Origin of the sequence: Ancylobacter lacus (genome assembly GCF_018390635.1) — a bacterium.
Lineage (GTDB): Bacteria > Pseudomonadota > Alphaproteobacteria > Rhizobiales > Xanthobacteraceae > Ancylobacter > Ancylobacter lacus.
Window position 1 is genome coordinate 56036 of record NZ_JAHBGE010000001.1, and the last position, 14410, is coordinate 70445.

The 14410-nt window shown below is 68.1% G+C and carries 13 protein-coding genes and 1 tRNA gene; 7 read left to right on the top strand and 7 right to left on the bottom strand.

Going from position 1 to position 14410, the window contains the following annotated elements; all coding sequences use genetic code 11:
- Positions 1-14: 14 nt before the first annotated feature.
- The 5 genes from KHC27_RS00300 to KHC27_RS00320 all read right to left on the bottom strand — a co-directional run bounded on the left by KHC27_RS00300 (position 15) and on the right by KHC27_RS00320 (position 3972).
- Positions 15-320: an ETC complex I subunit gene (locus tag KHC27_RS00300; protein ID WP_213333804.1), complete on the bottom strand. Its 306-nt coding sequence runs from the start codon at positions 318-320 to the stop codon at positions 15-17.
- Between the two features lie 282 nt (positions 321-602).
- Positions 603-679, bottom strand: a tRNA-Pro gene (locus tag KHC27_RS00305).
- 108 nt (positions 680-787) lie between these two features.
- Entirely contained in the window at positions 788-1726 is a 939-nt protein-coding gene (locus tag KHC27_RS00310; RefSeq protein WP_213333805.1) for an EamA family transporter, read from the bottom strand.
- Positions 1727-1897: 171 nt separating this feature from the next.
- Positions 1898-2704 (bottom strand): maleate cis-trans isomerase family protein, encoded by an 807-nt coding sequence (locus KHC27_RS00315; RefSeq protein WP_213333806.1) that lies wholly within the window; start codon positions 2702-2704, stop codon positions 1898-1900.
- A gap of 26 nt (positions 2705-2730) precedes the next feature.
- Positions 2731-3972, bottom strand: coding sequence for a D-amino acid dehydrogenase (locus KHC27_RS00320; RefSeq protein ID WP_213333807.1), 1242 nt, complete (start codon positions 3970-3972; stop codon positions 2731-2733).
- A gap of 175 nt (positions 3973-4147) precedes the next feature.
- On the opposite strand from KHC27_RS00320, the gene KHC27_RS00325 reads away from it, so the two are divergent.
- The 5 genes from KHC27_RS00325 to KHC27_RS21800 all read left to right on the top strand — a co-directional run bounded on the left by KHC27_RS00325 (position 4148) and on the right by KHC27_RS21800 (position 9455).
- Positions 4148-4876: a GntR family transcriptional regulator gene (locus KHC27_RS00325; protein WP_213333808.1), complete on the top strand. Its 729-nt coding sequence runs from the start codon at positions 4148-4150 to the stop codon at positions 4874-4876.
- A 544-nt stretch (positions 4877-5420) separates the two neighbouring features.
- Positions 5421-5705, top strand: a complete 285-nt coding sequence (locus tag KHC27_RS00330; RefSeq protein WP_213333809.1) for a hypothetical protein — start codon at positions 5421-5423, stop codon at positions 5703-5705.
- Between the two features lie 178 nt (positions 5706-5883).
- The gene (locus tag KHC27_RS00335; RefSeq protein WP_213333811.1) at positions 5884-7143 is read left to right on the top strand and encodes an aminopeptidase; all 1260 of its coding nucleotides are present in this window, start codon (positions 5884-5886) and stop codon (positions 7141-7143) included.
- Between the two features lie 86 nt (positions 7144-7229).
- On the top strand, positions 7230-9323 hold the full coding sequence (locus KHC27_RS00340) for an OmpA family protein (RefSeq protein WP_343210795.1): 2094 nt from the start codon (positions 7230-7232) through the stop codon (positions 9321-9323).
- Between the two features lie 3 nt (positions 9324-9326).
- Positions 9327-9455: a hypothetical protein gene (locus KHC27_RS21800; protein ID WP_281416942.1), complete on the top strand. Its 129-nt coding sequence runs from the start codon at positions 9327-9329 to the stop codon at positions 9453-9455.
- A gap of 174 nt (positions 9456-9629) precedes the next feature.
- On the opposite strand, the gene KHC27_RS00345 is transcribed toward KHC27_RS21800, so the two are convergent.
- Positions 9630-11879, bottom strand: coding sequence for a lytic transglycosylase domain-containing protein (locus tag KHC27_RS00345; protein ID WP_213333814.1), 2250 nt, complete (start codon positions 11877-11879; stop codon positions 9630-9632).
- 526 nt (positions 11880-12405) lie between these two features.
- On the opposite strand from KHC27_RS00345, the gene dapA reads away from it, so the two are divergent.
- Both dapA and smpB read left to right on the top strand, forming a co-directional pair.
- The gene (dapA, locus tag KHC27_RS00350; protein ID WP_213333816.1) at positions 12406-13296 is read left to right on the top strand and encodes a 4-hydroxy-tetrahydrodipicolinate synthase; all 891 of its coding nucleotides are present in this window, start codon (positions 12406-12408) and stop codon (positions 13294-13296) included.
- Positions 13297-13418: 122 nt separating this feature from the next.
- Positions 13419-13895, top strand: a complete 477-nt coding sequence (smpB, locus tag KHC27_RS00355) for an SsrA-binding protein SmpB (protein WP_213333818.1) — start codon at positions 13419-13421, stop codon at positions 13893-13895.
- Between the two features lie 21 nt (positions 13896-13916).
- Here the strand turns inward: smpB and KHC27_RS00360 are convergent, their stop codons facing one another.
- Positions 13917-14408 carry a GNAT family N-acetyltransferase gene (locus tag KHC27_RS00360; RefSeq protein ID WP_213333820.1) on the bottom strand — a complete coding sequence of 164 codons (492 nt, stop codon included), beginning with the start codon at positions 14406-14408 and terminating at the stop codon, positions 13917-13919.
- Positions 14409-14410: the final 2 nt, after the last annotated feature.

A 14410-nucleotide genomic window follows, 5' to 3' on the forward strand; every position in this document is an offset into this window, starting at 1 on the left:
GAGCGGCTGCGCCATCAATGGGTCCACTGACCCACGCGACGGAAGCTGAAATTGTCGGAATAAGCGATCTTCCGGCGGGTAGCCTCACGCGGCTCCTGCACCTGATAGGCGATGCCGTGCCGCTCGGCATAGGCGATCGCCTCTTCCTTGCTGTCAAATCGGAGGCGAAGCTGGCTCTTCATGTCGCCGGAGCTGGTGTAACCCATGAGCGGCTCGACTTCCCGGGGCTGCTCGGGCTCGTAATCCAGCACCCAGAGCTTCGTCTTCGCCGTGCCGGACTGCATTGCATTCCGGGCCGGCTTGTAGATGCGCGCAACCATGTGCCTCACTCCCTCTGTGCGGCTGCTGCCGACCTTCAAGGCCTGACGCCGACCGGCGCGTCAGGACCCAGACCCCCGCTGTCCTGCCGCTGCCCGGCCCGCGCGAGCGCAGGCCGCATCACTGCGGAACCGAACCTGATTAAGCCGGAGCCGCCGTTCTTGCAACGCAAATGAGGCGCCGCCATCGCTTCCCCACCGGCGGAACGACGGCACGCCGGACGTCGTCATCGAGAGCAAATGTATGATGCACAGAATGGCCGGACTTCACCGGTTTTCGCAGGGTGGTCGGGGCAGCAGGATTCGAACCTGCGACCTGAAGTACCCAAAACTTCCGCGCTACCGGACTGCGCTATGCCCCGCACGGATCGGCGAGCCAGCCGGTTCCTGCACCTTGTCGGATCGCATGGGCAGGCCGCACCGTCAAGGCGATAAGCCGGCGGGCGAGGGAGGGGCGGCGACCCGGATGTTCAGGTCGGGCGCGTCAGCACGATGCCGATGCTGACCAGCACGACCATCAATCCCGCCAGCGAGATGGGCGCCGGCGTTTCCCCGAGGAGGGCCGTCCCGAGCAGCACCCCGACCACCGGATTCACATAGGCGAAGGTCGAGGCGACGACGGGCCGGAAGGTGCGCAGGACCTTGATATAGGAGGTCAGCCCGATCACCGAGGCGAACACCACGAGAAAGCCGAAGGCCAAAAGCTGGTGGGTGCCGAAGCCGCTGGGTGGCGCGCTGCCTTCACCCAGCGCGAGCATGCTGAGCACCAGGGCCGCGGCCGTCATCTGGAAGCTCGCCGCCCACTCCACCGGCACCCGGCGCAGCAGCGGGCGCTGCACGATGGTGCCGAGCGACCAGCTGATGCCGGCGATCACAAGAATGGCCGCGGTGAAGCCGGCATAGCCCGGCTCGATGATCGCGCGGCTGGCGTCGGTCAGCGCCGGGGCCATCACCAGGAACAGGCCGGCGAGGCCGAGCAGGAGTCCCGCCAGCACGCGGCCGGAGGGGACGGCGCGTTCGATCAGCAGGTCGAGCATGCAGCTCCACAGAGGAATCGCGCCCAGCGCCATGACGATGAAGCTGGAAGCGGCGTGTCGGGAGGCCAGCGTGGCCAGGCCGTTGCCGGCAACCCACATCAGCAGCCCGCTGGCGGCGCAGATGCCGAGATCGCGGGCCGAGGGGCGCTTCGGCCGGCCGTGTCGCACGGTCGCGAGCAGGGCGAGCAGCAGCGCTGCGCACCACATGCGGCCCGACTGGAGCTGAAAGACCGTGATGTAGGCCGGGCCGCTGATGCAGACCTTCACCGCGAGATAAGCCGCCCCCCAGACCAGATAAATGGTGAGGAGATGGCCATAGGCGGCGAGGGGAATGCCGGCCGAAGGTGTGGGGTCGGCCGTTTCGGACGCCATGGCGCTGCACTTCCTGCGGGCCCTGCGGTCCCGCTCCACTGGTTTGGCCCCGGACACGGCATAGGAGAGGGCGTCCCGGCCGGTTGATCCGTGACGCCCGGGGGCGGCACAGGCATGGCGAGCGCCAGCCATCCCACACCCCGGCGGGCGGCGCAAACCCGCCGGACAGCCTCAGGCCGAGGTCGGGGAGGAGAGGGCGAACAGCCTGCCCGCATCTGGCCTCGCGTCGTTGACGCCGGCAAGCCGCAGGCAGTGCCACGCCATCGCGTGGTTCGAGGATGTGACGGGAATGCCGCTGCGGGCCTCGATGCGCGCCACCGCCTCCGCCACCCGCAGGCTGGTGCACGAGACGAACACCGCCTCCACCCCCGGCTCTGCCGCCAGCCGCTCGGCCGCGGCCTCGATGGACGGCACCGAGATCAGCGCCGCCTCGCGGTCATCCTGGCGGTTGAAGGTCGCGCGGGCGGGAACTTCGAGGCCCCGGCTTTCGAAATAGCGCGCGAGGCCGGTATTGATGCTCGGCGCATAGGGCGTCAGAAGGCCGATGCGGCGCACGCCGAGCGCCTTGAAGGCCGCAAGCGCCGCCGTGACCGGCGTGGTGCAGGCGACGCCCGGGCGGACCTTGCGGATTTCGTCGAACACATAGTCCTCGCCGAGCGTCATCGTCGCCGAGGTGCAGCCGAACGCCACCACGTCGATCGGCAGGCCCGGCAGGATGAGGTCCGTGCAGGGCGCGATGCGCGGGCCGATGGCGCGCAGCGTCTCGCTGGTGATATCGAAGTCGCTGAACAGCCGCGCCTCGTAGAACGCCACCCCCGGCAGGCCGAGCAAGGTGCGGAACTCGTGCTCGAGCGTCTGGTCGGTTGCCAGCACCACGAGGCCGATGGTGGCGCGTGCGCCGATGCGCGGCGCGAGTTCGGACGGCAGGATGCCGAGATCGGTCGTGGTCTCGGCGGGAACGCGGGAGGCGGCGATCATGAGAACTCCTGTCCGTGCGGGGGCTGTCAGGCGAGGAGGCCGTCCATCGGAATGGCCGGGGTGCGGCCGGCGATGAGATCGGCGGTGATGCGTGCGGAGCCGTGCGACATGGTCCAGCCGATATGGCCGTGGCCGGTGTTGAGATAGAGATTGCCGAAGCGCCGCCGCCCGAAGAAGGGCAGGTTGGTGGGCGTCATGGGCCTGAGACCCGCCCACATCTGCGCCCGCCCGTAATCCGCGCCTTCGGGATACAGCTCCTGCGTCACCCGCTTCATGAAGGCGAAGTCGGCGGGCTTGTGGCTCTTGTCGTAGCCGGCGAACTCGGCCGTTGCCGTCACCCGGAGCCGGTCGCCAAAGCGGGAGATCGCCACGAGATTATGCTCGTCCACCGCGGCAATGGTCGGTGGCAGCGGGCGGTTGCCGACCGGGATGGTGAGCGAATAGCCCTTGATCGGGTAAATCGGCAGGTCGATGCCGATGGTGCGCGCCACCGCCGCGCTGCCGCAGCCCAGAGCCAGCACATAGGCATCGGCCTTCAGCGGGCCCCTGTCGGTGAGGACGCGCGTCACCGCGTTGCCGGAGGTCTCGATGGCGGTGAGGGTGGTTCCGGTGCGGATCTCGCCGCCGCGCCGGGTCACGATGGCGGCCAGGGCGCGGGTGAACAGGGCGGGATCGCCGGTCTCGTCCGTCGGGCAATGGATGGCGCCGACAATGCGGTCCTGCGCGGCGGCGAGCGCCGGGTCCAGCGCGGCGACCTGCGCCCTGTCCAGCACGCGGATGAGCTGCCCGTCGGATTCGAGCAGCTTCATGTTCTGCACCCCCGCATCCAGCGCCTGCTGGGTACGGTGGAAATAGAGGATGCCGCGGTCGTTGCGGTCATACGCCACGTCTTCCCCGGCCAGCACCTCGTGCAGCACCGCCTGCGAATAGGCCGCCAGCCGGTGCTTCAGCAGGGTGTTGCGACGGGCTTTCGTGGCCGTGCATTCCATGAGAAAGCGCCACGACCAGGAATAGAGCCGCGGATCGGCGGAGAGCCGGAAGCGCAGCGCCTGATCCTTCAACACCAGCGACTTGAGAAGCGTCATCGGTGCCTTGGGCGAGGACCAGACGAAGGAATGGCCGGGCGCGACCATGCCGGCATTGCCCCAGCTCGTCTCGTCGGCGACCTCGGCGTTGCGTTCGAGCAGAACGACATCATGGCCGTCTTTCTGCAATTGGTACGCGGTCGTGACGCCCACGACCCCGCCGCCGAGAACCATGATCCGCATGCCGATGAGCCTGCCTGAAAGAGAATTCAAAAGTGAATACACATTAGGGAGCGCTCGCTGGCGCACAACGATAAAGATTGGGCATACTGCGCCTGCGAGGCGGGCAGGGGATATCCGGGACGAGCCGGGATCGTGCCTGTCTCAAGCAAGCAGTCTGGCCTCAGGGAATGGCGGAATGGCCGAGCGACAGTCTTTGAGTGAGAGCCGGCTGCCGGAAGGAGCCCGGCGCGGTCGCGCCGCGGACAGCGTCGAGCGCGTTTACGCCATCATCAAGGAATGGGCGATCGAGTATCGCTTCCTGCCGGGCCAGAAGATCAACGAGGCCGAGTTGGCCAGCCAGCTCTCGGTGAGCCGAACGCCGGTGCGCGCGGCGCTGAACCGGTTGGAACGCGACGGTTTCGTCATCAACATCCCCAATCGGGGCTTTTTCGCGCGCGAGATCAGCCCCGCCGCTGTGCGGGAGCTTTACGAGCTGCGCGCGGCGGTGGAGCGCGCGGCGTTCGTGCATGCCTGCGCCCGGGCCTCGGATGCGCAGGTGGAGGCCACAGTCGCGGCCTGGGAGGACCACGGCGACCCGCAGGACGGCGGTTCCTGGGCGCCCGTCGCCCTGGCCGACGAGGCCTTTCACATGGCACTGGTGCGGCTCTCGGGAAATGGACAGATGGTGCTGGCGGTGGAAGCGCTTTCGACGCGCATCCGGTTCTTCCGGCGGCTCGCCCTGGAAGCTCTGCCTCAGCGGGCGCAGAGCTACCGGGAGCATGCCGCCATCATCGACGCACTGCGGCGGCGCGACGCCATCGGCGGGGCAGAGCTGCTGGAGCGACATATTACCCTCAGCGCCGAGCATGCCGCAGCGGCGGCGGGGCGGGGCATGGCCCGGATGTTGTTCGGCAGTGCCGCCTGATCACGCTATCGAGACGACATGACGTAGCGTTCGATCGGGCTGGCGTCTCTTCGCAATGCACACAAATAGTTCTGGCCAAAACCGATCTGATTCGGCACGATATCGGCCGTTGTCAATAACTCTGGCGAGGACGTGGCGATGGCCGCAGGCAAGTCATCCTCCAAGCCGTTGTCGCCGGGTCGTGCCCGCCATGAAGCGCGTGTGGCCGGTTGGGAAGGCCGGACCCTGCCGCGGTCTCATCCCTATGCGCACGTTCCACTTTGGACACCGTTCTGGTTCGCCTCGCTGGTCGGACGCGTGGCGGGAATGTTCTCGCGGGACTCGGCAAAGAAGAAGATCCGGGCCTGACCGATTCCACTGTTATGGCCGGTGCTGCTGTCGCAGCGAGAACCCCAAGTCGCTTTCAACCCGCTTCGCCCGGTGAAGCGATGACGTTTCGTGCCGGTGGAACCCTTTCCGATTGTTGGTGGTTGTAGGTGCGAATGTGCCGATGCAAACGCGTCCCGCACATCCCGAACAACTTGAAACGACACGGAGAATCCAGATGCGTAAGTTCATCCTTGCTGCTTCTACGCTCGGCATCCTGACTGTCGGTGGCGTCATGAACGCGAATGCCCAGACCTACGTGCAGCCGGCGCCGGGTTATCAGTCCGGTGCGACCGTCTACGAGGGGCGAAACACCTCTGCCCCGGGTTATCCGGCTGGCCCGGGTTACTATGACGGCGCCACCAATGGCCGCACCGACCCGACCGACAACACCATGTGGATGCAGCCCGGCGATCAGGCGATCATCAATCAGGAGCGCGCCAATCAGCGTTCCGAGCGCTGATCTATCGCTGGAAGCGGATGAAAAGGCGGGCCCAGAGCCCGCCTTTTCTTTTGTGTGGATGGTGTTCGATGGCGGAAGGCCCTCCACCGCACTGCACGCTCCGCCCTTGACGCGGGCGGTTCCACGTCCCTTCATCGCCTCTCCGGCGGGGCTGCCCGCAACCGGTTCGGAGATTCCGATGAACACGCATTCCGGCCTGCCCGTGGATCCGGCACCCCATGCCGAGCGCCTCGACCGCCTCGCGCAGGTGGCGGTGCATGTGGGCCTCGGTCTCGTCCCCGGTCAGGAACTTGTGATGACGGCCTCGCTGGAGGCCCTTCCGCTGGTGCGTCGCATCACGGAGCACGCCTACAAGGCGGGGGCATCGCTGGTGACGACGCTGTTTTCCGACGAGGAAGCCACCCTTCTGCGGTTCCGGCACGGCGCGGATGCCAGCTTCGACGCTGCCTCCGGCTGGCTCTATGAGGGCATGGCCGCGGCGTTCCGGGGCGGCGCGGCGCGGCTCGCCATCTCCGGCGACAACCCGACCCTGCTGTCGGCAGAAGACCCCGAGAAGGTGTCGAGGGCGAATCGCGCCCGCTCCAAGGCGTATATGCCGGCCCTGTCGCTCATCGCCGGCTTCGACATCAACTGGACCATCGTCTCCTGCGCCTCGCCGGCCTGGGCGCGTGCGATGTTCCCGGACGATCCCGAAGACATCGCCATGGCCAAGCTGTGGCATGCGATCTTTGCGGCCTCGCGCGTCGACACGCCTGATCCGGTGGAGGCCTGGCGGGCGCACAATGCGGAGCTGACCGCGCGCACCACGCTGCTGAATTCCCGGCGCTACGCGGCGCTGCATTTCCGTGGCCCCGGCACCGACCTGACCGTCGGCCTCGCCGACGACCATGAGTGGGCCGGCGGCGCCTCCACCGCGAAGAACGGCATCGTCTGCAACGCCAACATCCCGACGGAAGAAGTCTTCACCACGCCGCATCGCCTGCGGGTGGATGGCCATGTCGCCAGCACGAAGCCGCTGGCCTATCAGGGCACGCTCATCCAGGACATCGCCGTCCGTTTCGAGGCCGGCCGCATCGTCGAGGCGCAGGCGCGCACCGGCCTCGACGTGCTGAACAAGGTGCTCGATACCGATGAAGGCTCCCGCCGGCTGGGCGAGGTCGCCCTTGTGCCGCATTCCTCGCCCATATCCCGCAGCGGGTTGCTGTTCTTCAACACGCTGTTCGATGAGAACGCTGCCAGCCACATCGCTCTCGGCCAGTCCTACAGCAAGTGCTTCATCGACGGCGCCTCGTTGACGGGCGAGGAGCTGGCGGCCCGGGGCGCCAATACCAGCCTCATCCATATCGACTGGATGATCGGCTCGGGCGAGATCGACGTGGATGGCCTGCTGGCGGATGGTTCGCGCCAGCCGGTGATGCGCCGGGGCGAGTGGGCCTGAAGGGCCGGTCGTGCCGGGGCCGCACGCGTGCGGCGAGGGGAGAGACGTAGGTGATGTGTCGCTGGCAGGCGTGGTGGAAGGGCCTCGTGCCGTTGGCCCTCCTGGCGGTGGCGGCCGTCGTCTTCGCCCGCGCCCCGCTGGAGGCGGAGCTGTCCAGCCGGGCGGACGACCTGCTGATCGAGATCGGGGAATCCTGGGCCCGTGCCAGCTTTGACGGCCGTGACGCTCTCCTCGAGGGCGAGGCTCTCTCGGAGGAGGCGCGTATCAAGGTCCGCGCCGAGCTGGCACGGCTTTCCGGCGTGCGCATCGTGGCCGACGCGACCACCCTTTTGCCCGAGCGGCGCCCGTTCACCTTCTCGGTGATACGCGATGGCAACAACCTCCGACTGGAAGGTTATGTGCCCTCCCGTTTCGCCCGTGCCCGCATCGTCGAATCCGCGCGCAAGATGGCGCCGGACATCAAGGTATCCGGGGAGGAGAATCTGGTGCGCGCCCGTGGCGTGCCGGCCGGCGATTTCGCCGGCGTTGTCGCGTTCGGCATGGAGCAGCTCGCGCGCATGCCGGCCGGCCGGGTCACCATTTCCGACGATGCCTTCTCGATCGAGGGCCGTGCGCCGGATTTCTCCACCTATGACGCGCTCGAGGTGACGGTCCGGACCGACCTGCCCGGCGATTTCAAGCTCGCCCGCTTCGCCGTCCTGCCGCCGACGGTATCGCCCTTCATCTGGTCGGCGCAGCGCGAGGATGACGGCGTGCTGCTGGCGGGCTACATCCCGCTTGGCGAGGCCCGGCGCGCGCTTCTGGACGCGGTGCGCGGCGCCGTGCCCGGTGCGGCGATCTCCGATCAGCTTCGTCTGGCCGATGGGGCGCCGAATTCGGAGGGCTGGCTGAAGGCGGCTGCCTTCGCGCTCCAGCAGCTCGGGCGGCTCCCCGGCGGCAAGGTGACGCTGGTCGACACCACCATCAGCATCGAGGGTGCCGCTCCCGACTTTGCGTCCTATGACGCGCTTGCCGCCGCCCGGCGGGCGGTGCCGGAGGGCTATACCCTGATCCGCTTCGGGGTGGAGCCGCCCAATGTCTCGCCCTTCACCTTCGGGGTGCTGCGCAGCGCCAACCGCATCCGCCTCGTCGGCTACGCCCCTTCGGAAGACGCCAAGCGGCTATTGCAGGACGCGGTCCGCGCCGGCTTTCCCGGCACCGCCGTGTCGGATGAGATGCGGATCGCCTCCGGGGGGCCCACGGCGGAGTCCTTCGTCGCTGCCGTGAGCTTCGGCGTCGGCCAGCTCGCCAAGCTGCGGACCGGGGAATTGCGGGGCAATGGCTACACCCTGAGCGTTGCCGGCGAGGCTCAGGATGCGGCGGCCTTCGCCGCCGTGAATGCGGCACTGGCCGCGCCGCTGCCGGGCGGCTTCACCCTGGCGAAAGCGGATGTGCGCCCTCCCCTGGTATCGCCCTATGTCTTCGGGCTGCGCAAGGACGGGCAGGGGCTGACGGTGTCCGGCTTCTATCCCGACCGCGCCGCCCATGAGGCGCTGCTTGCGCAGGCGAAGCGCGAGCTGCTCGGCATCCCGGTCAACGATGTCTCCTCCGTCGCGCTGGGCGCACCGGAAGGCTTCGTTGCCGCCGCGCAGGCGGCGCTTCGCGAGCTCGCCCGGCTCGACAGTGGCGAGGTCCGCTTTGACGACCACAAGCTGCACATCAGCGGCGCGGCCCTGTTTCCTTCCGCGATCGATGCCATTCGGGAGGCGCTTCGCACCGAGCTGCCGCCCGGCTTCACCGCCGAGGTGACGTTGGAGGTCGCCCCACCGCCGCCACCGATGGACCGCACGGGATGCCAGAAGGCGCTGGCGGATATTCTGGATCGTTCCGGCATTCTGTTTCAGCCGGGCACCGCCACGCTCGATCCTTCAAGCCGCGGGGTACTGGACCACCTTGCCGCCGTAGTGAGCGGGTGCCCGGAAGCCACCATCGAGATCGTCGCGCGGGCGCCCGAGGCGAACCCGCCGGTGGCCGAGGCGGGGCAGGAGGCCGCGCCCGCAGCCGGCCTCGCCGCGGCGCGGGCACAGGCGGTGGCCGATTATTTCGCGGCTCTGGGCATAGCGTCTCAGCGCCTGATCGCCTTTGCCGGCACGCCGCCTGTCGCCGACGGCGGGCGGCCTATCGAGTTCAGCGTGAGGTGAGCCATGTTCTTCCTGGCCTATGAGCTTTGGCCCTATCTCCTCGGCGCGCTCGCCATCGGTCTGGCGACGGGCTGGTTTTCCGGCTGCGCCAACAGGCGTAATGCTGCCTCCGCCGAAGAGCAGGCCCGATGATCTGGTTCGCCATCGAAACCTGCGGGCTCATGCTTGCGACCTATCTGGTCGGCTGCGTCGGCGGCTGCTGGCTGCGGCGCTCCTGCACCCGGCGGCAGGCCTGAAGCCGCCATCTCGCGAGCACTCTTCCGCCACTCCGGGAGTGGTGGCGACCTTAAGAAGCCGCCATCCCGTTCAGTTCTCCCGCGTGCCGCGCAGGTCCGCCTCGATCTGCAGCCGCGAATGGTTGCCGAAGCGGGCCTTGTAGACCTGGGCGTTCTCCATGACGCGCTGCACATAGTTGCGCGTCTCGGAGAAGGGAATGCGCTCGACCCAGTCGATCGGGTCGACATTGGGATCGCGGGGGTCACCATACTGGGCGATCCACTTGGCGACGTTGCCGCGCCCGGCATTGTAGGCGGCGAAGGTGAGGACGTAATTGTCCTGATAGCTCTCCAGTAGCGAGCGCAGCTCCGCCGCGCCGAAGCGGACATTGGTCGCGGGGTCGGCATGGAGCTGGGCGGGGTCGAACGCGACGCCCTCGCGCCGGGCAATGGTGCGCCCGGTGGCCGGCATGACCTGCATGAGCCCGGTGGCACCGGCGCGGGAGACGATCGCGGCGTTGAACATGCTCTCCTGACGGGCGATCGCGTAGATGAGTGCCTTGTCGATCTCAGGCCCAATCGGCCGGTAATTCGGGATGCCGATGACCGGATAGGCCACCGCTTCCAGCGGAATGCCGCGGTTGAGCGCGTTCTTGCCGATCACGACCATGGCGCGGGCGTCGCCGAAGCTCTGCGCGGTGTCGCCGAGGAGGCCCAGCGTTGCCTCGTCTGGCAGCCGCTCCGACAGGTCGGAGGCCAGCGCGATGGCGAGATCGCGCCGGCCGCTCTGTTCCAGAAGCTTGAAGATCTGCACACCCTCGTCGCGGGAGAACGTGATGCGCTGGCCAGGACCGGCCATCGGTGCCGACCGCACGCCTACCAGAGGCTTGCCGATACGGGCCCGGGCGAGCTGGCCATAATAGGTCGTGCCGTAGGCGGCAGCCACCTCGTACTGGGAGCGGGCCTGCCCGGTGCTGCCGACCGCCTCCAGCGCACGGCCCTGCCAATAGAAGCCGCGGGCAATGGTTGCCGGGTGGGTCTGGCCTTCCGAGATACGGGCGAAGTGCTGCTGGGCCGTGCGGGGATCGTTGAGGAAACGCAGCGCGATCCAGCCGGCGGTGAACTGCGCCTCCGACCGCATGTGGTCGTTCTCGGGAGGGGCGGCATCGCGGGCCACCACATAGGCGGTGCGGGCGTCCCCGAGATCCAGCAGTTCGCGCGCGACGAGACGGCGCTCCGTCCACCATTCGTCGGGATCGACGAGCAGCGCCGGGTCCTTCGGCGCCCGGGCGAGAACGGCGGCGGCGCCGGCGTCGTTGCCGGCCCGGCGCAGGATCTTGGCCTGGGTGTAGAGATAGGCCGGGTCCGAGCGGAGCGACATCGGCACGGCATTCAGCAGCGCCGCCGGGTCGCCGCTCTTGGAGAAAAGAGCGACGCGGGCCTTCGCCAGCGCGACGACGTCGGTGCCGGCCCGTGTGGCCGCGCGCATGCCGCGATCCGCGTCCTCGTTGTAGAGCTGCTTGTCGGCCCGATATTTGTGGTCGGCGCGGGTGAGCAGGCCGCTGAATTCCTGCATCACCGTGGCTTCGGTGTCCTCCGACAGGGCGTCCTCGCGCCAGGCGTCGCGCAGCCAGGCGGTGCCGGCGTTGCGCTCGCCGGTCGCAAAAAGGGCGCGGGCGAAGGCGATCTTGCCTTCGCCGGAAATCGGCGGCTGTTCGGCGAAGAAGCTGCGGATCGTGCCGGGATCGCGGTTCTCGGCATACAGCAGATATTCGAGCCGGCGGCGCAGCACCGTGGGGGTCGGGAGCGTCGGGTGGGCGCGCAGGATCGCCTGAGCGCGGTCGAAGCCGACGCCGCGGGCGGTGACCCGCAGCGCCAGCCAGCGCACAAGCGCCTGCTGGCCGGGATCGCTCAGCCGGTCGGCGGCGTCGAGGGCGCCGTTGGCATCGCCCTTCTCCACCAGCGCGATGGCCTGTTGCAGCCCACCCAGGCTGCCACTGAAGCTCGGCATCACCTGGGCAATCGAACCCGTGGGCCGCGGATCGGCATAGCCGAGCGAGGCCGCGGCCGGTGGCTTCTTCGACGTGGGATCGATCGTGTGCTTGGCGGTGGCGGAGCCGGACTTGGCCGTCGCCTTGGCTGCCGGCTTGTGGCCCGGCTTGGAGGGTGGCGCGACGGTGAGCGTCTTCGGCAGCTGCTTTGCCTTGTCCTTGGCCGGGGGCGTCGGCGCCGTCTGGCCGAAGGCCGGGACGAAGGCCACGCTGGACGCGAGCAGCAGCGCAGCCAGCGATGTCGAGACACGCAGGCGGCTGAAGCTCAGTCTGGCGCGGGCGCGATGCATTCGGCTGCTCTCCTTCGATCGGCGGACCCGGGCTGGTCGAATGGAAACCCGCGGACGCCCTCACATCCGGCACGTCCAGTTGTCTCGCGATCTTATTGACGAAACGCTAACCACGAGCCCGGAAACGGACTTTGACCCTGTCCAGCTTCCGCAGCGACTATTGCCGGACAAACAGGCGGAAGAGCGGCAGGGTGCCGCATTGGAAGGCACCTGCCAAGAGGCTTTACGCTGGGGTGCCTTGCCGGGGGCTGACACGGGACGACCTCCACGCTCGGGAACGGGCCGTTCGCCAGCTCTTTTCGCCACGGCCGCCGCTGGATCGCACGCCCGTCTCGTGTATCGGGTGCGGACTTCGACGCTGGCCGTGTAATAATCGCACTTCCTTCCATGGCGGCGACGCGATATCTGATGCGCCCTTGCGGCTCGCGCCGTGGTCTCGGCCGCAGGCCCGAGTCGACGGATCGCGCGGGCCTCTCTCCAGCCGGACCCCGACGACCTCTCCAGCCGAACCTTCCAGGAGCGCGCCATGCCCCACAAGCCGCCTTTCCGTGGCTCTTTCACGGCTCTCGTGACGCCGTTTCGCGATGGGGCGCTGGACGAGAAAGCCTTTCGCGCGTTCGTGGACTGGCAGATCGAGGAAGGCACGCACGGCCTCGTTCCCGTCGGCACCACGGGCGAGAGCCCCACGCTCTCCCATGACGAGCACAAGCGGGTGGTGGAGTGGTGCGTTGCCCAGTCCGCCGGCCGGGTGCCGGTGATCGCGGGTGCCGGTTCCAACAGCACGGCTGAGGCCGTCGACCTCGCCCGCCATGCCGAGGCGGCCGGCGCCGACGCTGTGCTGGTGGTGGCGCCCTATTACAACAAGCCCGGCCAGGAAGGGCTCTACCAGCACTACAAGGCCGTGAATGACGCCATCGGCATTCCCATCATCATCTACAACATCCCGGGCCGCTCGGTCGTGGATGTCTCGGTGGAGACGATGGCGCGGCTGTTCGAGCTGCCGAACATTGCTGGCGTGAAGGACGCGACCGCCAATCTGGCGCGGGTGTCGCAGCAGCGCCAGGCCATGGGTCCCGGCTTCAACCAGCTCTCGGGCGAGGACGCCACCGCGCTCGCCTTCATGGCCCATGGCGGGGATGGCTGCATCTCGGTTGCCTCCAACGTCGCGCCCAAGCTGTGCTCGCAGCTCCAGTCGGTCTGCCTTGCCGGGGACTACAAGGCCGCCCTCGAGCTTCAGGACCGGCTGTTTCCGCTGTTCCAGTCGCTGTTCGTGGAGACCAACCCCAGCCCGACCAAATACGCGCTTTCGGTGCTGGGCCGCATGAGCGAGGAGGCGCGGCTGCCGATGGTTCCGGTGTCGGAGAAGACCCGCGACATCGTCCGCGCCGCCATGGTGCATGCCGGGCTGATCAACTGAAACCCGCCTCGCGATGAGGCGGTAGCCGGGCGCGGCGCTGCTGGCGCTTTCCGCCAAACGGCTTATCTGACAAGTCGATACCGCGGATTCGACGCGGTATCGGCGAACGGGGACCACGTTGCATGGCCGAGAAAAAGAAGGAACTGCCGCGCAAGGTCGTCGCCGACAACCGGCGGGCGCGTTTCGATTACGACATCGGCGAGGTGTTCGAGGCCGGGATCGCGCTGCAGGGAACCGAGGTGAAGAGCCTGCGCGACGGCAAGGCGACGCTGGGCGAGAGCTACGCCTCGGCGAAATCGGGCGAGGCGATCCTCTACAACGCCTTCATCCCGGAATATCTGCAGGCCAACCGCTTCAACCACGAGCCGCGGCGGCCGCGCAAGCTTCTGCTGCACCGCCGCCAGATTGCGAAGATCTGGCAAGCGGTTGAGCGGGAAGGCATGACGGTGGTGCCGCTGCGGATCTATTTCAACGAGCAGGGCCGGGCCAAGATCGAGATCGCCATCGCCCGCGGCCGCCAGGCCCACGACAAGCGCGAGGCGCTGAAAGCCAAGGACTGGGCGCGGGACAAGCAGCGGCTGATGCGGGATCGCGGCTGATTCGAGAGCTGCGACAGTGAGTTAGTCGCCGCTCTTCGCACCAATGTTGAGCTGGTATTGGATGAAGCCGGAGCGCCCGCCGGTGACGCTGTCATAGAGCTTCTGCGCCGTCGTGTTGGTGCTGTGGGTCAGCCAGTGGATCGCCGGCGCCCCCAGCTCGCGGGCATGATCCGCCACGTGCCCGATCAGCGCCCGGGCGATGCCGCGCCCGCGAGCCTCTGGAATCACAAACAAATCCTCGAGATAGACCGACCGTGTCGCGACCCAGGTCGAGCGGTGCTCGATGAAATGCACCAGCCCGAGGGCCTCGCCGGTGGCGGCGTCGAGGGCGAGGGCGCCGTGGACCGGCTCGGCCCGGTCCAGCAGGCGCCGCCAGGTCACCTCGGTGGTCGCGGCGGGAATATCGGCCTCGTAGAAGCGCTGATAGGCGCTCCAGAGCCGTGACCAGTCAGTGCGGTCAGGTGGATGAAGGGAACGAATCCGCAGGTTGGACGCACCATCCGTTCCCGTCATCG